The sequence below is a fragment of the Mariniphaga sp. genome (assembly GCF_041687215.1).
GTDB lineage: Bacteria > Bacteroidota > Bacteroidia > Bacteroidales > Prolixibacteraceae > Mariniphaga.
This window is the reverse complement of record NZ_JAWLCI010000080.1, coordinates 1-20,886: the sequence shown is the minus strand read 5'-3', so window position 1 is coordinate 20,886 and position 20,886 is coordinate 1. Positions and strand designations below refer to the sequence as shown.

The window sequence follows — 20,886 nt, the reverse complement described above, 5'->3', positions numbered from 1 at the left end:
TGATTCGTTGATGTTCCGTTCGAAACCCGTAGAATTGATCCGGACATCAAAGTTTTGAAGAATTTTTTTGACTGATTGCAGATCGGAGTCTTTCTTTTTGATTGCTAATACAATTCGGCGAAAAGTCCGTTCAACGAACAATTTCTTTTCAAACAGGTTCATGGCTGTCAGGGCAAATAAAACCACTGTCACACCAATGAGACTAACCGCGTACATTCCGGCTCCAACTCCCAGACCAATAGCCGCCATAGCCCAAATTGATGCAGCGGTGGTAAGCCCTTTTACGTTGGCGCCAAATTTTAAAATCGCTCCGGCTCCCAGAAAACCAATTCCTGAAACTACCTGCGCTGCAATACGCCCAGGGTCGCCATTCTGAAATTTAGTAAAGGTTTGGGGAATAAATATGGAAATAAGCATCACCATAGTGGAACCAATGCTTATAAGAATATGTGTTCGCAGTCCGGCTGGCTGGTTATGGGTTTCCCGTTCAATACCAATGAGGGCTCCTAAAACAAAGCTGAGAAGAAAACGCAGAAGGGCAGTTTCCCAAGTAATTTCATTAGACATTAGAATCTGATTCAGATATTCCATATTTTCACTAATTATTACACGAAATTACGAAATAAAAAAGATTCAGTTGGAGTGATTATGAAATAGAAAAAATCAAGTTAAAACCAATTTTTAATTGTCGAAATGGTAAAGAAAAGTTACAAGTGCGTCGTAAGCAGGTTTTTTCTGGCCTTCAATTTCCACCACAATTTTCACCTGAATTTTAGCAATACCGCGCAGATTCTTTATGTCGTGCAATGAAACTATGGCCCGAATTTTATCATTTACCAAAACGGGTTGCTGAAATTTCAGTTTTTCGATACCATAGTTTACAATCATTTTCACATTACGCACATCAACAATAGAATACCAAAGGTAAGTGAGCATAGAAACGGTTAAATACCCATGAGCAATGGTAGTTTTAAATGGCGATTCCTTGGCAGCACGTTCAGGATCGGTGTGAATCCACTGGTAATCGAGGGTAGCATCGGCAAATTTATCAATTTGTTCCTGGGTAATCCGAATGAACTCAGAGGTCCCTATTTCTTTTCCGAGAAATGCCTCAAATTCTGCATAACTGTTGATGATAGTCTTTCCCATTTTGTATTGATTTTAATGGCTGCAAAGAAACATATTTTCCTGTTTTCATAAAAGGAAAAAGCTTGAGCAACATGAAAAACAATGAAGTTTGTTAAAACTTTTCCGAATATTAAGCCTGGCTGTTCCAAACTTAAACAAGCCTGATTTGTTGGGATTAATTTCTCACCTTTGCAGTCAGGCATTTCAAAATGAAAAAATTAATTAACAGCACAACCTTTTTGGCAATTATAGCTACCTGGCTTTGGTCAACTGCCTTTGTAGGTGTAAAAATAGGATTGGAATACCACACGCCACTGCAATTTGCAGGAGTCCGGTTTTTTATTTCCGGAATTCTGATTTTGATTCTGTTTGGAAATTACAGCAGGTACTTCGGTGAAATTAAAGCAAACCTTAAACTGGTATTATGGCTTTCCGTTATTCAAATTTTTGCACAATATGCCTTGTTTTACAGCGGACTAAATCTTGTGCCCGGAGCACTGGGCGCCATGATAATCGGTTCATCTCCACTTTTTATTGCCATTGTAGCCCACTTTGCCTTCCACAACGATAAAATGACACTAATGAAAACCCTCAGTATTCTGATTGGTGTGGCTGGAATTGCAGTTATAACACTGGGACGAACAAAAGTTGAAATGCGTGGAGAACTTGAATTTCTTGGAATCGGATTACTTTTAGTTAACAACCTGGTTGCAGGTTATGCCAATGTTCTGGTTTCAAAATCGTCCAAAACAATTTCTCCGCTCGTGCTCAGTTCATCTACCCTAATTATTGGAGGAATATTGCTTTCTATCGTTTCCATTCCGGTTGAAGGTATTAACACCGGCCCTTTCCCCGCAAAATATTATATTGCGCTGGCCTGGCTTAGTTTTTTATCGGCAGCAGCTATTTCTATATGGTTTGTTTTACTGCGGCGTCCGGAGGTAAAAGTATCCATATTAAATGTGTGGAAATTTTTAATTCCGGTTTCGGGTGCTATTTTAAGCTGGCTTATTCTGGAAAATGAAAATCCTGATTTACCTTCAATAATAGGAATGATTGGTATTGCAGGTTCTCTGCTTGCGCTGAATTATGCCAACCGAAGAGCGATAAAAAAGACCGAACTTCAAAAAGTAGTCCGGCCTGAATAAAGAAATATTCTAACCTGGACAAGCCTGAAAAAACAAAAATCAAATTTCAAAAAACAAATAAATCCCAAATTCTAATGACCAAAAATCCAAATAATTACAATAGCTAAATCTCCTCTGGAAATGTTTTGAATTTGATTTTTTTTCTTTGGAATTTATTTGTCATTTATTTTTTGTCATTTGTAATTTATGCCAAAAAAAGCAACAATTAAAAAAATAAGGCACTAACTGCTAATTTTCATCCAAAACCAGCAATTCAATTTTTCTGAAATCTGTAGGATGGCTTTCGGCCTGAATGGAAATAGAACCGGAGGTAATTATTTTATCTCCAAATTCTGAAAGCATCTTATCGTAATACTGATCCCGGGGATCGAGTTGTGGCTGTTCGTAACTCATCACTTCTTCGCCTTCCACAAAATGGCGGATTATCTCACCTCCGTGTACTTCAACCTCAACAGTTACCCACTGGTCTCCGTGAAAAGTTTTTGAATCTGAAGTGGTGCAGTGCTGTTCAACCAAAACGCCATCCATAACCACATTGGTTCCCGGTGTACAAAGGTTCATTGTCGAACGCTCATCGGTTCCGTTTCCGCCAAGTAACTGCACCTCAATAGAAGTTGGAAAATCCTGGTCCAGCTCCATCGATTCGGCACTTTGCCCGTGAATCATCAGTCCGTTGTTACGAAAAGCCCAGCCGGGTCCACCTTTTACCTGGTCGTCCACAAACCGGTATTCCACCCTTAACCGGTAATGTGAAAATTCGCCGTTATAAAACATATGTCCAAACTGACTTCCCCATTCTTCCCAATCATCGTACCTGACTCTCAGTAAACCGTCCTCAACCCTGAAGGTGTTATTGAAATTATATCCCAGTTCGTAACCTGTAAACTTAATTTGCCAGTCGTTCAGGTCTTTCCCGTTAAACAACTGTATCCAGTTCTCTTCAGATTCAGCCTGAACTGATTTTTCACTTCCCTGTTGGGATTTTTGCCCTGAACCACAGGAAGCAAATAAAAATACTGCGCCAATTATGACAGATATAATACCTAAATTTAAAACTCGCATAGAATTACGTTTAAATCATTTAACATTAAAATAACGAAGGTAAAGGTAAATAAAATGACATCAGGTTTTTCTGAAATGGGTATTTAATTCAATATAAGAACAGGTGGTTGAGCTTAATTCATTGTATTATTAATATGAGGAATTCGACATTTTGATTGTATGTTAACTCATCTTTAATAAAAAATAATGCAAAATACTATCAGAAAATGTAAAAAAAATCATAATTTTGCTCCCCTGATTTAGTGACGATGACGCTGTTGAAGATAAAAAATCAGATTATTAAAAATTGATTTTGGTAGGTTAAACATTTCATTCTTTTGTTTTTATAAAGTTTGGAAATATTATGATTGATAATTTATTATTACTTTTGCAAAACACAAATTAATCTCTAAAATGTTATTCAAAGAACTTTTTCTTAACATACTTTCATTTACGCTTGCATTTTCCATTGCCATAATAGTTGTACCTCCCATATTGAGGGTTGCGCATGCAAAAAAACTTTTTGATTCATTTAATGAACGAAAAATTCATACACAAATCGTTCCTCCTTTGGGTGGAGTTGGAATTTTTTTAGGCTTTGTACTTAGTACCATAATTTCAACTGACGGGTATAGTTTTGATTCCCTTAAATATATTATTGCATCGGTTATTCTAATGTTTTTTATTGGCCTAAAAGATGATCTGATGGATATTTCAGCCAGGAAAAAATTTGTGATTCAGATTTTTGCAGCTGTCCTGTTAACCAGTTTAGGCAATTTTCATATTTCAAATTTGCATGGTTTTTTAGGGTTTTACGAGATAAATTATGCAGTTGGAACCATGCTCACACTGTTTGTAATGATTGCTATAATCAATGCTTTTAACCTGATTGACGGAATTGATGGTCTTGCATCGGGATTAGGCATGCTGGCAACATTTGTTTTCGGAACATGGTTCTTTTTATCAGGACACATCAGATTCTCTATTATGGCTTTTTCTCTTACCGGAAGCCTTGCCGGGTTTTTCCTTTACAATGTGTTTGGCAAAAAGAACAAGTTGTTTATGGGAGACACAGGGTCATTGATTGTAGGGCTTATTGTAGCTGCTTTGGTAATAAAATTCAATGAATTCAATGTTGTAAAAACAGTCCCTTACGCCATTGGCGCTGCACCAGTTGTTTCGTTTGCCATAATAATTGTACCTTTAATTGATACCCTCAGAGTGATGACAATAAGGCTTTTAAACGGAAAATCGCCATTTTCGGCCGACAAGAATCATATCCACCACCGATTACTGGAACTCGTACCTCACCATTTATCTGTTACACTGATTATTCTTGGCGCCAATATTTTTATGATTGGCCTGGCACTGATTTTCAATAATATTTCTTTTAATGTTACGCTTCAATTCTTTACCATTTTCTTAACAGGAATAATCCTTTCTTTTGTTCCGTCTCTTCTCCTGAGATGGAAAAAGGTTAATAGCAGCAGATTATTTAATTTAGTTAAACAAGTGGGCTAAAATTCTAATAAAATTAAAATTTCACCATTCCTAACTGAAAATTCCAATCATAACTGAATTATCAAAACAGTTTCTTTTTCTTCGCGAAGGATATCCACAGAAATGGTTTGACCGGCCTCCAATGTTTGCAACCTGCTCATGTAATCGTAAATATTTCCCACCTTTTTCCCGTCAATTGCGGTAATGATATCGCCCTTTTTCATTCCACCCAAATCAGCAGGTTTGCCTATGGTCACGGCATCAATGCGCAGGCCACGGTCTTCCAATCCGGCGTAATCGGGCATAATCCCCAGCGATACTTTAAACCGCCCTCCCCTGCTTCGCTGAAATTTAGCGCCAGCTTGCTGAAAAGTCAATGTACTGTCTCGTGTTGCCAATTCATGAACAAGCAAATGAGCAAACTCAGTTACTTTTTTAGCTCCTTCATAATTTATGGCATCGGCATCGTCAAAAGGTGTGTGGTAATCAGCATGAGCTCCTGTAGAAATAAAAAATACCGGAATGTTTTGTAAATAAAAAGAAGCATGGTCGGAAGGGCCAATACCCTCGCCGGATAGTGCCAGTTTGAAACCCGGATTCAGTTGATTAATTATTTCTTCGGTTTCTTTGGCGGTCTGTGTTCCTCCAATGCTTAGCGCATTATTCACGGAATCGAGCCGGCCAACCATATCGAAATTGAACATGGCAACCATTTTTTCTTCCGTAACCGGCGGATTGGCAATAAAAGCTTTTGAACCGATTAAGCCCATTTCTTCAGCGCCAAATGCCGCAAAAATGATGCTTCTGTTGTTTTTCTTTTCGCCGGACAGTTTTTCTGCCAGCTCAATAACAGCAGCAACTCCGGAAGCATTATCATCGGCGCCATAATGAATTGCCGTTGTATCAAGCGCTCTTGAACCAGATCCTTGTCCTCCCATTCCCAAATGATCGTAATGCGCACCAACAATAATATATTCGGCCTGCAATTCAGAATCGGTTCCCGGTAAAAGGGCCACAACATTCTGTGATTGTGTCTTTTCGAGCTCAATATTTACATCAGCAGAAACTACAGTTTTAGTTTCAACTGTAATGGAGTTATTTTTTTCTCTGATTTCTGATTCAAGGGTTTCAATGGTGTAGCCTGTTTCGCGCAACATGGCGCTGGCAACCGAGCGTGTAACCTGAATTACCGGAATCGGGTATCTGCTTACATTTTTATCGAAAAACAACGGAGTTAATTCATCTTTCTCACTAAAAGCAGTGCCTGCTACCAAAATTAAACCAGCGGCATTTTTATCGCTTGCTTTTAACGCCTTGGCCCGCTCTGATGAAAATTCAATGAAAGGGCTTTGCGGGTTATCCAAATCAGGATCTCCCTGAAGCACAAGCATCCATTTTCCTGTAACATCTAAATTTTTAAAGTCATTCCATTGAAGTGAATCCTGATCAACCTCCAGCCCGTAACCCGCAAAAACAACGGGTGTTTCTGCAATAACATTGGCAGAAAAAGCATACGGTAAAAAATCGGATTCAACCTGGTAATTTTCGCCACCAACTTTAAGCAAATTCTTTTCTCCCAACCTGGCCGAAGTAACCAGCTCAAATTTCTGAAAACCCTTTTTGTATAGCAATTGAAGTCCTGATTTTTCAAATTTCTCCCTGATAAAAACCGCAGCCAGACTGTCACCTGTTTCTCCGGCCTTCCTTCCTTTAAGTGAATCAGAGGCAAGGTAATAAATTGTATTTTGAATATCCTCAACCGTAATTTCAGGGTTGAATTTCGCAGTGCAGGAAGCTACCACCAGGATAACAAGTGCGTAAAAAACATTCTTCATTTATTGTTTTTTTTTGAAATATGAATTACTTCCAGGAATCGATTCGCTTTAAAATTAAGGGTAATAATACACAATATTCATCGTATTAAAAAGGAGTTATGTATATTTACGACCGCTAATAAAAAAGGTATATCCATTGATTTCATTCGGAATAAAATATTGGTTTATTTTTTTACTTGTTTTGGTCATTTTAGCTGCCAGCATTGTTTTTTTGCTCTATTTCAGAAACAAAGACAACCAGGAATTGACCAAAAAACAGAGAATCATTTTAATGATCCTCCGGTTTTTTTCATTTTCGCTAATCGCATTTTTGTTGTTGTCTCCTTTCATAAAAAACCTGAAAAAAATGGTGCAAAATCCTTTGATTATTGCTGCCTGGGACAACTCCGGATCGGTTACCGCAACCGGCGATTCAATGCAACTAACCAGCGAAATGATTCAGATTAAAAACCAAATTTCTAATGAATTGGGAAGCAATTACAATTTAATTCATTACACATTTGGGCAGGAAACAAAATTTGATGGCGAAATCAGTTTTTCAGAAAAAAAATCGGACTACAGTAACCTTATCAACACGTTGAACAACAACCATTTTAATGAAAATATAGGGGCGATGTTGCTTGCCGGAGACGGCATTTACAACCAGGGAAAAAATCCGGTGAATATGCTGGAAAATATAAATTTCCCGGTTTATAGCATCGGGCTTGGCGATACCACCGAAATAACAGATGCACGTATTCAGGGAATTAAAGCAAACCGGACTTCCTTTTCCGGTAATCGCTTCCCTGTTGAAATAGACACCCGTTTTTTAAAACTGAGAAACAGTTCGCTTCGGTTAACCGTTCATGAAGGAGAAAAAGAGGTTGCCCAAACTGTAATTACACCCTCAAACAACGATTATTTTCAGTCGCAACAATTTATATTGGATGCCGGAGAGCCTGGTTTAAAGCGATTTACTGCAACCATAGAAATTGCTGAAAATGAAAAAAACACACGTAATAATATCGAGCATTTTGTTGTAAATGTTTTAGAAAACAAACAAAAAATACTTATCCTTTCCGATGGGGCCCACCCCGATATTGGTGCCATTAAAAATACGCTTGAACAACAAAAATCTTACGAGGTTTCTGTTTTTACCGAAGAACCCTTCCCATCTAATTTTTCCGATTTCAACCTGGTAATTTTAAATCAGTTGCCCACATCCGGAAAATCAATGGCCAATATCATTGAAAGTGAGTCGAACCAAAAGGTTCCGATACTTTTTATTGTAGGCAGCAAAACTTTCCTGCCACAATTAAATGCGCTGGCATATGGTGCAACAGTGCAACCGCGGGCAGGTTCGGCAGAAGAGGCGCAGGCGTTAATAAATCCGGCTTATGCAAATTTCACATTAAGTGAAAATTTCCGGGAAGTGCTTGAGAAATTTCCACCTCTGATGGTACCATTTGCCAATTATCAGCTCGATCCGGAATTTAACACCCTGTTTTTTCAGAAAATTAAAAACATTGAAACTGGCAAACCATTAATTTCCTCCGGAATTTTTAAAGGGAAAAAAGTTGGTTTTGTTTTTGGCGAAGGAATTTGGCGCTGGCGGCTGAATAATTATTTCCAAAACCAATCCCACGCACAATTTAATGAGCTTGTAAATCAACTGGTTCAATACCTTGCTTTACGCGAAAATGAAGATAATTTCATTGTAAATTATGATTTGGTTTATACTGAAACTGATCAGGTAATAATGAGCGCAGAAGTTTATAACGATGTTTTTGAACGCATTTCAAATGAAGAGGTTACAATTGTATTAAGTAACGAAAACGGAGATGAACTGGATTTTACATTTGATGTGCGAAATAACGGCTATTTTTTAAATGCCGGAAATTTGCCCGTTGGTAATTACTCTTTTGATGCTGAAGTTACTGTTGGAAATCAAACTTTTACAGAAACTGGTAATTTTGCCATAACAGCGGTTAACCTTGAAAATAATGTAACACAAGCCAACCACCGCATGTTGTATCAGTTATCAACACAAACAGGTGGTGCATTTTTCACACAAAACGAAGTTAACCAGGCAATTGAAGAACTTAAAAACAGCAACAGCCTGAAACCTGTGAGCTATTTTCAGGAAATGATTACTGAATTGTTAAACCTGAGGTGGTTGTTTTTCGTAGTGTTGTTATTGTTAAGTGTGGAATGGTTTTTGAGAAAGTACTGGGGAATTTACTAAAGGAGACTTTCAATTCATGAAAAAATATATCAAAAACAGTATAAAACCGGGAATATTACTTCTGTTGGCATTCCTGACTTTTTCGTGCATTTCAACCCGCACACTTGTAATTGACATTCCCCAGCCAGCCGCAAGTGAACTACCCGAAACAATCCAAAGCCTCACCCTCGTTACACAAACGGTTGATGAAAAATACACCAACCTGGAAGCAGATTCGTTGCAAAAAGTTTTTTACGAACAGCGTTTCAACCTCGATACCCTGATTTACGATTTTCAGGCTGCTGATACCACTCTAAAAGTTTTAGGAGAGTTACTTTTTGAATCGGGCCGTTATGATTATGTCATTCCCGAAGATCGGTTTTTGGAAGCACCCGGCACATCACTTTTGGCCCGGGAAATTCCATGGGAAAAGGTGAACGATTTATGTGAAACTTTTCAAACCGATGCAGTACTTTCACTCGATCATTTAAAAACAAGAGTAATTACCAGTTTTGATAATGAAACATTTTTCGACCCATTCCAGGGTGGATTTAATTCGGCAGCAAGAGCCGGAATGAAAATTCAGTACGAAGCGCTGTTTCGGGTATATGATCCTTTTGAGGAAAAAATATTGTTACGCCAGTTTATTACCGATACATTGTACTGGGAGGATGCAGATGTTTCTGCACGCAGTTTACTTAGCAGGTTTACTCCTGTAAAACAAGCACTTGCTGAAACCGGAATTGTAATTGCACTTGAACTGACTGATAAAATTGCCGTTCGCTGGCGGCCTGAAAGACGAACTCTTTTTGTAAAAGGAAACTCAGAATTCCGGCAGGCCAATCAGATTGCCACCGGGGGAGACTGGCTGGCGGCGGTTGAAAAGTGGAAAGAAGTTGCAAGCAAGGCAGGTTCAAAAACATTGAAAAGCAAAGCTGAGCTAAATGTTGCACTGGGCTACGAAATTTTGGGCAACATCGATTTGGCTATTCAGTGGGCATTAAATTCGTATAACACCATGTACCGCCCGCTTACCTACGAGTATCTCGAAACCTTAAAACGAAGGAAAAACGAACTAAAAGAAACAGAATGAACTTAAAATTATTCCCGGTAATTGTCCTGGTAATTCTGGGTACATCGTGCACTGTTTACAAGGAATATCCCATCGAGATTTACAAGCCGGGCAATGCCAATGTTCCTTCTTCAGCAAAAAACGCTGCTATTGTTTACCGCAATTTTAAATACAAGGAAGACACGCTTCAACACTACTATAAAAATGATTTTCTGCTGGTTAAAGCAAAAAACGACCCTAAAAACCTGGACAGCCTCCTTGTAACTGCATGTATAAACGAACTGGCAGCCGATTTGAAAAGCAACAATGCATTCGAAGAGGTCTATATTTTCCCAACAAATATTTTTGAAAGGCATACCGGTGAACATTTAACCGATCTTCCACCCGAAATAATAGAGAGTGTTTCCCAGGCATCCGATGCTGATTTGATAATCGTTCTGGAGACTTTTTCCTCGTTTTATTCAACTTATCCGCAAACATTCGACACACCAAAAACCAACGAAGTGTTAACCGTTGCAGTTTGGGGAATTTATGACCCGGTTAAAAATGCAAATATTGAACGAAAAACCATGATTGACACGGTGTTCTGGAACGGTTACGACGACGAAGGCAATTACCGGAAAGGTTACACGCCGCCACCGCGTCTCACCGCTTTGGAAATGGCTTCGGCTTTGGCCGGTGAAAATTATGCCAAACGATTTTATGCTACCTGGCAAACCGTTAACCGGATGTATTCGGTTCCGCCACTGCCCGATTTTTCTGATGCAGCATTTTATTTTGAAGAAGGAAAATTGGACCAAGCCATTGCACTTTGGCAAAAATATGCCGACGACAGCAACGGCAAAATGGCCATCAACGCCCGATATAATTTGGCACTGGCCTACGAATTAAAGGACGATTTGGAAACCGCACAAAAATGGCTGACGGCTGCCCTTGCACTTGCGTCGAAATATAAAAGCCGAAATGATTTAAATACAATTCTGACCTACCAAAAAATTCTGGATTCCCGCAGAAAGGAGCTTTCAAAATTCAACAGAATGCAAAATGAAAACCTCCCTTAATTTGGCGCTTTTGGTTTTTACCGGAATATCTTTTTTCGGTTGTAACACATTATATAACACCAAAACAATTGGTATTGAGATTTTTGTTCCGGGAAAAGCGATTTTTCCTGAAAAATATGACACCATTGCCATTCGTTTCAATAATTTTAATTCAACCTACAATTCAAATTTTGCAGAGTATTTTGAAAACAATAAACGGTTGGTTGATACAACAAATACTGACAGTGCTGCAGCAGAGATATATTTCGACTATTTTCTTCAAACTTTAAAAGCTAACTCATATTTCAATTCAATTTTTGAGATTGAACGCGCTGATTATTCGAAATTTATTCTGTCTGATTCTCTTTTAAAATTGGGTTTTATTGAATCGGAAGACAGTTTAAATTCCTTATTCATTCCTGAAAAATATAAACCCGCTGCCAATTTTTGGTCGCTGGCCGGACGGTTTCAGCCTCAAAAAGAAAACAGCGAGGTGAAATATTTGGATCCTGAATTGGGCTTGTATTCCAAAGAGGAGTTGACTCAACTGGCCGATTCAACCCATGCCAATTTACTGTTGTCTTTGGATTATTTCACCACAATTGACAGAAAATCAACATTTAATGAACAGAGCCCCACGGGAGTATTAGATGTATTTGTAATTTCCTACTGGAATTTTTATGACCTGAATAATTTAATGCTGACTTATTACTACGACCGGGTTGACACGCTCACCTATGATTATATTGAAGGAATAGAAATCCTTCCGCCACGGGAAGAGGCCATTCAAATAGCAGCAGAAATTTCTGGCAGCCAGTTTGCCACATTTTTAGTTCCTCACTGGATTGAGGTTCAGCGTATGTATTATGGGTCAGGACAAATCGACCTCAAAAAAACGGACCAGTTGGTTACTGATGAAAAATGGTTGGAAGCGGCTGAAATTTGGAAACAACACGTAAAAAACCCGAACAAAAAAATAGCAGCCAAAAGCATGTTCAACATGGCGCTGGCCTGCGAAATGCTGGGGCAGTTGGATGCAGCGGTTGACTGGGCTGTGCAGTCGTACCATGTTTTTGGACAGAAAAACCCGTTGCACGAACAAAACTGTCTGGATTACATCAATATATTAAGTCAGCGAAAACTGGACATTAAACGAATTGAATACCAGTTTGATCCTGAATTAATTCCCTCAAAATAAAAAAGCCGATCCATATTTGAACCGGCTTCCTTTTAAAATATTCAAAAATTTTCAATTTAACTCCAGCAACACAATCGATTTTGAAGGGAGATTGACAGTTAATGAATTCCCGTTTACCGTCACATCGCTAAAACTTTTAGCTGTAACTTCTTCGGCTTTTCCAAAATCGTTGTAAGCATTCACTTTTTCAGCAGTTATGATTTCACCTTTTTCAAAAGCCACTTTGCTCAGTCCGCGTAATTCGCAGGAGATGTTCACTGCCTTGTTGGGATTCAGGTTACTGATGGTCAGGTGGATCTTCCCATCGTCCGATTTGGATGCAGAAGTTGAAATGGCCGGAATACTTTTGCCATCGAGTTCATAATTCTCTGAAACCAAATCGGTTGGCAACATGGTTGCGTCGTGATGCGCTTTATACATTTTGAACACGTAAAAGGTTGGCGTTTTTACAAGTTCAGCTTCTTGGGTGAGAATCATTGCCTGCAACACATTTACGGTTTGGGCAATGTTGGCCATTTTCACGCGATGGCAATATTTATTGAACAAGTCGAGATTTACGGCAGCCACCATGGCATCGCGCAGAGTATTTTGCTGGTAAAGGAAACCGGGATTTGTTCCGGGTTCCACATCGTGCCAAATTCCCCACTCATCAACGATCAGACCCACGCGGTTCTGCGGATCGTAGCGATCCATTATATTAATGTGATTCCTCAGCAATTCATCCATAAACAGTGTTTTGCTCATGGTCTGGAAATATTCATCTTCAGTAAACTGGGTGGCAGAACCTTTTTTGCTCCAGTTGTGGGTAATGGTGTAATAGTGCAGCGAAATTCCCTGGAAACTTCTGCCGGGATTTCCGTTTTTCATCAGGGTTTCCATCCAGTGGTAATCAGAGTCGCTTGGTCCGCAGGCAATTTTATACAACCGGTTGTCGCTGTAGTTTTTTGTATAAGTTGAATAACGGCGCATCTCGTTGGCGTAATACTCCGCGGTCATGCTTCCGCCGCATCCCCAGTTTTCATTGCCAACACCCCAGTATTTTACGCCCCAGGGTTCTTCGCGTCCGTTTGCTTTGCGCAGGTCGGTCATCGGACTGATGTTGTCGGAATTGAGGTACTCCACCCATTGCGACATTTCCTGAACGGTTCCGCTGCCCAGGTTCCCGCAAATAACCGGTTCGGCGTCCAGTTGATTGCACAGTTCCATAAATTCGTGGGTACCAAAGCTGTTGTCTTCGGTTACTCCTCCCCAGTGTGTGTTTATCATGGTTGGCCGCTGGTCGCGCGGACCTATACCGTCCATCCAGTGGTATTCGTCGGCAAAACAACCGCCAGGCCACCGCAAATTTGGAATACCCATTTCTCGAAGGGCATCCACCACATCGTTTCGAATTCCCTGTGAATTTGAGATTTCCGAATCTTCACCCACCCAAAAGCCGCCGTAAATACACCTGCCGAGGTGTTCGGAAAAATGGCCGTAAATGTGCCGGCTTATTTTTTCTTTACCAAGGTCAGTGTTCACTACAATTTTGTTTTGTGCTGAAGAGAAAAGCACCGAGAGAATAAAAACTCCGCTAAATAACTTTTTTAGTTCCATAGTATGGTATTTTAGTTTATACTTCTGTTTATCGTCGATAAAAAATTCCAGAAATAAAGATATAAAAAAAGTAATTAGTACTTTCATTATTCAAAAAAAATTTAAAAATGAACGCACCGGAAATTCATCAGCAAGGTTTCGTGTTCGTGCTTATGTTTATAGCAATGTAAGAACAACAAGGGGAACCGACCCCGGAGTCGCACAAACATCATACCTTTGATTTTTTCTATAAACATGCAATCCCCGTCTGGTTAGTCGGACAGGCCTCCGGGATTAGCAGGAACAATCCAGCATTGAGTTTTTATTGCCAGACTCTATTTCCCTGTCAACTTTATCCCGTCGGATTTAAACTCGATAAGCTTTTTCTTATAGAGATTTCCAACAGCCTTTTTGAAATTCTTTTTACTTATTCCCAGCAAAGTCTGAATGATTTCAGGGGAGGTTTTATCATTTAACGCCAAAAATCCGTTGTTTTCGCGCAACGTTTCCAGGAGTTTCTGAGAAATGGGGTCTATTTTTCCGTAGCCCGGCTTTTCCAGCAGTAAATCAATTTTATAATCCTCTCTGATTTTATTGATAAAACCTTCCAACTTTTCGCCTGGCGTCAACGTTCTGAAAACCTGGTTTTTATACAGAATCCCCCAATGCTGGTTGTTAACAATGGCTTTGTACCCGATTTCCGTTTCTTCAGCAATAAGCAGGTCCACTTTTTCGCCCGGCTGATATTCTGGAGGAACATTGTCCAGAAACTTGTCGATTTTTGCGGATGCGGCAATGCGATTGGTCAGTTTATCCAGAAAAACATAAACCAGGTAGGTTTTGCCTTCCGTCATTTTTGCTTTTTGTTCGCTTAGGGGCACCAGCAAATCTTTGGGCAGGCCCCAGTCGAGAAAAGCCCCGAACCGGTTGGTTTCAATCACTTTCAAAAAGGCAAACTCGCCCACCATGGCCAGCGGATTTTCAGTGGTTGCCACCAGCCGGTCTTCCGAATCGGTATAAATGAACACCGTAGCCTGCTCACTTGCTTTTACCTCATCGGATACAAACTTGCGGGGCATTAAAATTTCGCCCAGGTTTTCGCCATCGAGGTAAACCCCGTTCTCTGTTTCCCGAACTACGTTAAGGGTATTTATTTTTCCAATTTCTGCCATGGTATTTTTATTTTAATGAATTGATTTTAAATTTTCCAGCACACTTTCCGGCACCTGAAAAACTGTTCCGTGCCGGGTTCCTTCAGGGAAATGAATCTGGCCGGAAATGTCTTCCCAGTTTTCGAGGTCAGACGAACGCACAGCGCCCATGTTGTGTTCGATGTATTTATCAAAATAGACCACCCAATAATCACCAATTTTTACCGGCGTTGGTCCCTCGGCCCAGTAATCGCCGGTAATGGGCTCTGAAGCTTTGCTGTAGCCTTCTGTAAGCCGGTCGCTGGTAGCTACGCGGATATTTTTCTCGGCCGGGTGCCGGGTTTCATCTTTCAGGAAAAGAATGTATTTCCCGTCTTCTCTCGCCAGCGTGCCGTCAATCACGTTGAATCCCTGGTCGTAAAAAAGTTGGGTTTTGCTGAAGGTTTCAAAATCTTTGGTGGTTACATAATACATGCGGTGGTTGTAGCTGTCGTCGCCGGTGGATGCGGTTTCCGGAAACCGGCCGGGAATGGTGGTTGACCAGAAAATGATGTACTGCTCCGATGCGATATCGTAAAAAACTTCGGGCGCCCAGCAATTGCGAGCCGTGGGTTCGTGCTCCATCACCGGAATGTAATTTTGCTCCGACCAGGTGATTAAATCTTCCGAACTGGCATACCCGATTCCCTTTTCGCTCCAGCTCACGGTCCATACCATGTGAAATTTACCGTCCGGGCCGGAAATAATGCACGGGTCGCGCATGAGTTTGTCGTTGCCCACCTGCGGCGTTAAAAACGACTGGTTGTTGTTCAGCGCCACCCAGGTGAAGCCATCATAACTATACGCCAAATGCAAACCATCCTCACCATTTCCCTGAAAAAAAGAAAACATGTACACTTCGTTTTCCTGCTGAACGCATCCGGTCATCAAAAACAGTAAAATCCACGCCATCCAAATTATTCTGTTCATGTTCATTTTAAACTTATTGTTTATGAGAAAAATACCAAACGCAAAAAAACAAATATCAAATAAATTCCAAGTAAAAAACTAAATTCGAAACAAGTTAAAGTTGAGATTTTTGGAATTTAAGGCTTTGAATAATTGGAACTTATTTGTGATTTCTAATTTGCATTTTGGAGTTTCACTGTAACTCCAAACAATAAATCCCCCAAAATCTACCTTTCCTCTTTATCCACCCGACTTTTTCACTTTATACCCTTCCTCTTTCAGTAACTCCAACACCCGTTCGCGAAAATCGCCCTGAATCAGGATTTCGCCCTCTTTTACCGTCCCACCAACACCACATTTGGTTTTCAGCATTTTACCCAGTTCTTTTAAATCATCTTCGCTTCCCACAAAACCGGTTACCAACGTTACGCTTTTGCCTTTGCGTTTCTTACGGTCCAAACTCACAATCAGCTTTTGCTGTTGCGGTGGCAGGGTTTGTTCTTCTTCCTTTTCTGTTTCGAAGTTAAAATCCGGATTGGTCGAATACACCATGCCCAGTCGGTCTTTCCAGTCGTTTGCCATGTTTCCTTTCTTTCTGTTCAGGTGAACAAAGTTAGTTTTCTATGCCAATTTTTTGTAACTTTTCGCTCAAATTAAAATTGAAAACGATATGAAAACCATAGTTATTCAAATCATTCTGGCAGTAATGCTGCCGTTTGCAGCATTCAGTCAGCAGCAGGAAACGCCGCCCATTACTGTTGAAAAAATTTCAGACAACCTTTACCAGCTTTTGGGTGGCCGGGGTGCAAACGGCGGGTTTTACATTGGCGAAAACGAAGTGCTGGTCATCGATTCAAAAATGGATAAAGAGTCTGTGGAAGGCATCTTTACGGCCATAAAAGGATTTACCGACAAACCGGTCAGGTATCTTATAAACACTCATGCCGATGGTGATCATGTAAACGGCAATGAATTCTTCCCAAAAGACGTTACCATTATTGCGCACGAAAACTGCCGGAAAGAGTTTTTCCATCCCGGGCGCGACGGTTCACCTTCCAGATGGGAAAGTGAAGAATTGCTGCCATTTATTCCGCAGGTAACCTTTAACGACAAAATGCATTTGCACATGGGCAATCAAACCATTGAACTGTATTATTTCGGGGTTGGCCACACCACCGGCGATATTGTGGTGTATTTCCCAAAAGAAAAAACCGCATTTATTGGCGACCAGGTGTTCAAGGGCCGTCCGCAACTGATTCACTCCTACAAAGGCGGAAATTCATTTGAACATGTAAAAACCACCGAAAAAATGCTGGAAACCCTCGATGCCGTTCAGTTTTGCAGCGGCCATGCCGATGTTATGACCCGCGAAGATATTGAACAACATCTTGTGGAAATGAAAAAATTTCAGCAAAAAGTAAAAAAACTGGTTAACGAAGGAAAAACACTTGCTGAAGTTCAGTCCGAATTTGAATCCAGTGAGAGTCGGCTGGTGGAATCGGTTTTTGGAGAACTGCAATAACACTTTTCAGTAAATTCTTTCCTATTACTTTTCAACCTTTTATTTTAATCGTTGGTCGAATTTGTTTTAAGTTTGGCCACCGGCTGGTTACATTTGCTTAAACTATTATCTTTGTCGCTTATTTTAATACCGAAAAGAGAATTTAACATGAAGTTAGCGTTGATTGGTTACGGGAAAATGGGGAAGGAAATTGAAAAAATTGCCCTTTCACGTGGCCACCAGATTGAGCTTAAAATTGACATTAACAACCAGCAGGATTTAACCATAAAAAACCTGAGAAAATGCGATGCAGCCATTGAATTTACCATTCCGAAATCGGCAGTGGACAATTATTTTAAATGTTTCGAAGCCGGTATTCCGGTTGTGAGCGGAACCACTGGCTGGCTGGACAGGAAAACAGAAGTTCATCAAAAGTGTAAGGAGTTAAAAGGCACATTTTTCTACGGCAGCAACTTTTCGGTTGGGGTAAACCTTTTTTTCGAACTGAACCGCCAACTTGCAAAACTCATGGCTCCTCATTCAGAATATACACCGAAAATGACCGAAGTGCACCACACCCAAAAACTGGACGCACCTAGTGGAACGGCAATTAGTTTAGCCGAAGATTTGGTTGAAATTTTGCCTACCGTAAACAGTTGGGCCGATGCAAGCGATGCAACTGAAAACCAGCTTCCCATAAAATCGGAACGCGAAGGTGAAGTTCCCGGAATTCACACCATAAAATATGATTCGGAGGTAGATTACATTGAAATTACACACAGCGCCAAAAGCCGAAAAGGATTTGCCCTGGGAGCAGTTTTGGCAGCCGAATACAGCCTGGGAAAAAAAGGCATACTCACCATGAAAGACATGTTAAAAATTTAATGATAATTACGAATGATTAGAGAAATTCTTACCAATAAGTGGTTCAAATTTATCACGGTTGGTACGCTTTATACCCTTTGGGTAATCTGGCTCGGCAACTTTTGGTGGCTCATCGGCCTGGGCATTATTTTCGATATTTACATCACCGAAAAAGTACACTGGGCTTTCTGGAAAAAGAAAAATCCACCCGACGGAAAACAAACCAAAGTGGTGGAATGGATTGACGCCATTATTTTTGCTGTAATTGCCGCCACTTTTATCCGGATGTTTTTCATTGAAGCTTACACCATTCCCACTTCATCCATGGAAAAATCGTTGCTGGTGGGCGATTACCTGTTTGTGAGCAAAGTGGCATACGGGCCAAAAACACCCAACACGCCCATATCATTTCCGTTTGTACATAACACCCTTCCGCTTACCCGCACCAAAAAATCGTATGTGGAATGGATTAAACGGCCCTATAAACGCCTGAAAGGATTTGGCGACATTAAAAACAACGATGTAGTGGTTTTTCATTTTCCGGAAGGCGATACAGTAGCATTGTTCCTCCAAAACCAAAGTTATTACCAACTGGAAAGAACTTATGGACGTGAACGCATTTGGAATGACGCACGTAATTTTGGTGAAGTGGTAGCCCGCCCGGTGGATAAACGCGAAAATTACATTAAACGGTGTATTGGAATTCCCGGCGACGAAATTGAGTTAAAACAGGGCCAGATTTTTGTTAACGGTCAGCCACAGCAGCATTTCGAAGGAATGCAGCACAACTACCTGGTAAAAACCAATGGTTCGGCAATTAACCGAAAAGCCCTGGAACGGCTGAACATTGCCGAAGATGACCGTACGGTTTTCTCCAGCGAGCAATATCTGTTCCCGCTTACTGATGAAAATGTAGCAAAACTGAAAGAGTTTGCCAATGTTGTTGCTGTGGAGAAATTAGAAGAAGAACCGGGCGAATGGGATTCGATGGTATTTCCACACGATAAAAATTACCCGTGGAATGTGGACAATTTCGGGCCACTCACCATTCCGGCCAAAGGCGAAACCGTTGAACTTTCGGTGGACAACCTGTCGCTCTACAAAAGAATAATTCAGGTTTATGAAAACAATACCCTTGAAGTGAAAGACAATACTGTTTACATTAACGGCGAACCCGCTACCAGTTACACCTTTAAGATGAATTATTACTGGATGATGGGCGATAACCGCCATAACTCAGCCGACTCGCGCATGTGGGGTTTTGTTCCCGAAGACCATGTGGTGGGCAAAGCCAGTTTCATCTGGCTGTCGCTCGACAAAGATAAATCGTTGCCAAAAAAAGTGAGACTCCGCCGGATGTTTCAGTTTATTAAATAAAACTTAAAAACTAATTTTTAAAAGGATAGCAGGTTTCTGTTATCCTTTTTTTTATCTTCGAAATAAATTTAATTACCATGAGTGCCGTAATCATCATTCTTTTAATACTTGCCATTTTGCTGGTCATCTTTACTATTCAAAATTCAGAAACAATTGGTATTAACTTCTTTTTATGGGAAATACCGAATGTTCCGCTGGTGTTGCTCATTCTTTGCTGTGTTTTGTTAGGCTACATTATTGCCGCGGTTTATTTTTATCCGCGTGTTTGGAAACTCAAACGCGATTACAAACATGCAGTAAAATCGGGTAAAAAACTGGAAGAGAAGCTGGCAACTCAGGAAACAGTAAAACCGGGCCCGGAAGGAATTGAATTGGATGTAGATGATGATGAAAACGACAGTGGATTTTTTAAAGAGTAGAAATGCCTCAGGATAATGCCATCCTCCTCAGCACGGCCTGTTTCCCGCCGGTGCAGTATTTTTCGAAACTGGTGCAGTTTGAAAAAATTTACCTGGAACAATTTGAAAATTTTACCAAACAAACCTACCGCAACCGCTACGAAATTTTAGGCGCCAACGGAACTATTCCGCTTGTAGTGCCCGTTGTAAAAGGGCGTGGCCGGAAAATAAAAATCAGGGACCTGAAAATTTCGTACGACACCGAATGGCAGCGTAACCACTGGCGAACCATTTTTTCAGCGTACAACTCCTCCCCTTTTTTCGAATTTTACAAAGACGATATTCAGCCGTTTTTTGAAAAATCGTGGAAATTTTTATTCGATTTTAATCTCGAAATACTGGAAATCCTTTGCGAACTGCTGGAGCTTGAACCCAACCTGGTTTTAACCGAAGATTTTGAACAGGTACCGGAAAGTACGCTCAATTTTCGCGAAGCGATTTCGCCCAAAAAGCATCGCATTGAATCCGACCCGCAATTTACCCAACAACCTTACACCCAGGTTTTTCACGAAAAATTAAGATTTGTACCCAACCTCAGCATTTTGGACTTGCTGTTTAACGAGGGGCCAAATAGTTTGAATGTAATTGAAAAGTCGGTTCAATCAAACTAATTTTGACGGGGCTCAGAGCCCCGTCAGGATTAATACTTTGGTTACCGTTTCACCACCAACTTGCCTGTTAAAATTTCATCGTTATATTTTACTCGCACCAGGTAAACGCCTTCTTTCCAGCCGGCGGTTTGTATTTTGGCGCTTTGCCCGCGCAGGTTGGTTAGTTTGGTTTTTAACTGTTGCATTTCCGAATACACCTCCAAATCCCATGGGGCGTTTTCGTCGAAAGTTTTTTC

20 protein-coding genes are annotated in these 20,886 nt (G+C 40.5%); 11 read left to right on the top strand and 9 right to left on the bottom strand.

The window, feature by feature from the left end; translation table 11 throughout:
* A partial coding sequence (locus ACESMA_RS19450) for an MgtC/SapB family protein (RefSeq protein WP_372950536.1) occupies positions 1-591 on the bottom strand: 591 nt, incomplete at its 3' end.
* A gap of 90 nt (positions 592-681) precedes the next feature.
* Positions 682-1,149 (bottom strand): MaoC family dehydratase, encoded by a 468-nt coding sequence (locus tag ACESMA_RS19445; RefSeq protein ID WP_372950535.1) that lies wholly within the window; start codon positions 1,147-1,149, stop codon positions 682-684.
* Positions 1,150-1,337: 188 nt separating this feature from the next.
* Here ACESMA_RS19445 and ACESMA_RS19440 point away from each other — a divergent pair, with 188 nt between their 5' ends.
* A complete protein-coding gene (locus tag ACESMA_RS19440; protein WP_372950534.1) occupies positions 1,338-2,276 on the top strand; it encodes a DMT family transporter in 939 nt (312 codons plus the stop codon).
* A gap of 228 nt (positions 2,277-2,504) precedes the next feature.
* Here the strand turns inward: ACESMA_RS19440 and ACESMA_RS19435 are convergent, their stop codons facing one another.
* The gene (locus ACESMA_RS19435; protein ID WP_372950533.1) at positions 2,505-3,338 is read right to left on the bottom strand and encodes a DUF1080 domain-containing protein; all 834 of its coding nucleotides are present in this window, start codon (positions 3,336-3,338) and stop codon (positions 2,505-2,507) included.
* Between the two features lie 393 nt (positions 3,339-3,731).
* On the opposite strand from ACESMA_RS19435, the gene ACESMA_RS19430 reads away from it, so the two are divergent.
* The gene (locus tag ACESMA_RS19430; protein WP_372950532.1) at positions 3,732-4,838 is read left to right on the top strand and encodes an MraY family glycosyltransferase; all 1,107 of its coding nucleotides are present in this window, start codon (positions 3,732-3,734) and stop codon (positions 4,836-4,838) included.
* A gap of 47 nt (positions 4,839-4,885) precedes the next feature.
* Here ACESMA_RS19430 and ACESMA_RS19425 read toward each other — a convergent pair whose 3' ends face one another.
* Positions 4,886-6,652 (bottom strand): M20/M25/M40 family metallo-hydrolase, encoded by a 1,767-nt coding sequence (locus ACESMA_RS19425; protein WP_372950531.1) that lies wholly within the window; start codon positions 6,650-6,652, stop codon positions 4,886-4,888.
* Positions 6,653-6,788: 136 nt separating this feature from the next.
* Here ACESMA_RS19425 and ACESMA_RS19420 point away from each other — a divergent pair, with 136 nt between their 5' ends.
* From ACESMA_RS19420 to ACESMA_RS19405, 4 genes are read left to right on the top strand one after another with little or no spacing between them, the layout of a single operon-like run.
* A complete protein-coding gene (locus tag ACESMA_RS19420; protein ID WP_372950530.1) occupies positions 6,789-8,876 on the top strand; it encodes a hypothetical protein in 2,088 nt (695 codons plus the stop codon).
* A 16-nt stretch (positions 8,877-8,892) separates the two neighbouring features.
* Positions 8,893-9,948 (top strand): DUF6340 family protein, encoded by a 1,056-nt coding sequence (locus ACESMA_RS19415; protein WP_372950529.1) that lies wholly within the window; start codon positions 8,893-8,895, stop codon positions 9,946-9,948.
* Entirely contained in the window at positions 9,945-10,988 is a 1,044-nt protein-coding gene (locus ACESMA_RS19410; protein WP_372950528.1) for a DUF6340 family protein, read from the top strand. The genes ACESMA_RS19415 and ACESMA_RS19410 overlap by 4 nt, the downstream gene beginning before the upstream one ends.
* A complete protein-coding gene (locus ACESMA_RS19405) occupies positions 10,972-12,165 on the top strand; it encodes a DUF6340 family protein (RefSeq protein ID WP_372950527.1) in 1,194 nt (397 codons plus the stop codon). The genes ACESMA_RS19410 and ACESMA_RS19405 overlap by 17 nt, the downstream gene beginning before the upstream one ends.
* A 51-nt stretch (positions 12,166-12,216) precedes the next feature.
* Here ACESMA_RS19405 and ACESMA_RS19400 read toward each other — a convergent pair whose 3' ends face one another.
* The 4 genes from ACESMA_RS19400 to ACESMA_RS19385 form a co-directional block, all read right to left on the bottom strand.
* The gene (locus tag ACESMA_RS19400) at positions 12,217-13,761 is read right to left on the bottom strand and encodes an alpha-N-arabinofuranosidase (RefSeq protein WP_372950526.1); all 1,545 of its coding nucleotides are present in this window, start codon (positions 13,759-13,761) and stop codon (positions 12,217-12,219) included.
* Positions 13,762-14,075: 314 nt separating this feature from the next.
* A complete protein-coding gene (locus ACESMA_RS19395) occupies positions 14,076-14,912 on the bottom strand; it encodes a S1 RNA-binding domain-containing protein (RefSeq protein ID WP_372950525.1) in 837 nt (278 codons plus the stop codon).
* A 12-nt stretch (positions 14,913-14,924) separates the two neighbouring features.
* On the bottom strand, positions 14,925-15,860 hold the full coding sequence (locus ACESMA_RS19390) for a glycoside hydrolase family 43 protein (RefSeq protein ID WP_372950524.1): 936 nt from the start codon (positions 15,858-15,860) through the stop codon (positions 14,925-14,927).
* Between the two features lie 219 nt (positions 15,861-16,079).
* Positions 16,080-16,421 carry a translation initiation factor gene (locus tag ACESMA_RS19385; protein ID WP_372950523.1) on the bottom strand — a complete coding sequence of 114 codons (342 nt, stop codon included), beginning with the start codon at positions 16,419-16,421 and terminating at the stop codon, positions 16,080-16,082.
* Between the two features lie 88 nt (positions 16,422-16,509).
* Between ACESMA_RS19385 and ACESMA_RS19380 the strand changes: the two genes are divergently transcribed.
* From ACESMA_RS19380 to ACESMA_RS19360, 5 genes are all read left to right on the top strand, one after another.
* Positions 16,510-17,361 (top strand): MBL fold metallo-hydrolase, encoded by an 852-nt coding sequence (locus tag ACESMA_RS19380; RefSeq protein WP_372950522.1) that lies wholly within the window; start codon positions 16,510-16,512, stop codon positions 17,359-17,361.
* A 147-nt stretch (positions 17,362-17,508) separates the two neighbouring features.
* The gene (dapB, locus tag ACESMA_RS19375; RefSeq protein WP_372950521.1) at positions 17,509-18,225 is read left to right on the top strand and encodes a 4-hydroxy-tetrahydrodipicolinate reductase; all 717 of its coding nucleotides are present in this window, start codon (positions 17,509-17,511) and stop codon (positions 18,223-18,225) included.
* Between the two features lie 12 nt (positions 18,226-18,237).
* Complete coding sequence (gene lepB / locus ACESMA_RS19370; protein WP_372950520.1) at positions 18,238-19,581, top strand: signal peptidase I; 1,344 nt, start codon at positions 18,238-18,240, stop codon at positions 19,579-19,581.
* A gap of 77 nt (positions 19,582-19,658) precedes the next feature.
* Entirely contained in the window at positions 19,659-20,000 is a 342-nt protein-coding gene (locus tag ACESMA_RS19365; protein ID WP_372950519.1) for a lipopolysaccharide assembly protein LapA domain-containing protein, read from the top strand.
* 2 nt (positions 20,001-20,002) lie between these two features.
* Positions 20,003-20,650 (top strand): WbqC family protein, encoded by a 648-nt coding sequence (locus ACESMA_RS19360; RefSeq protein ID WP_372950518.1) that lies wholly within the window; start codon positions 20,003-20,005, stop codon positions 20,648-20,650.
* A 41-nt stretch (positions 20,651-20,691) separates the two neighbouring features.
* On the opposite strand, the gene ACESMA_RS19355 is transcribed toward ACESMA_RS19360, so the two are convergent.
* Positions 20,692-20,886 (bottom strand): T9SS type A sorting domain-containing protein (locus ACESMA_RS19355; RefSeq protein WP_372950517.1); only part of this gene is annotated, 195 nt, incomplete at its 5' end.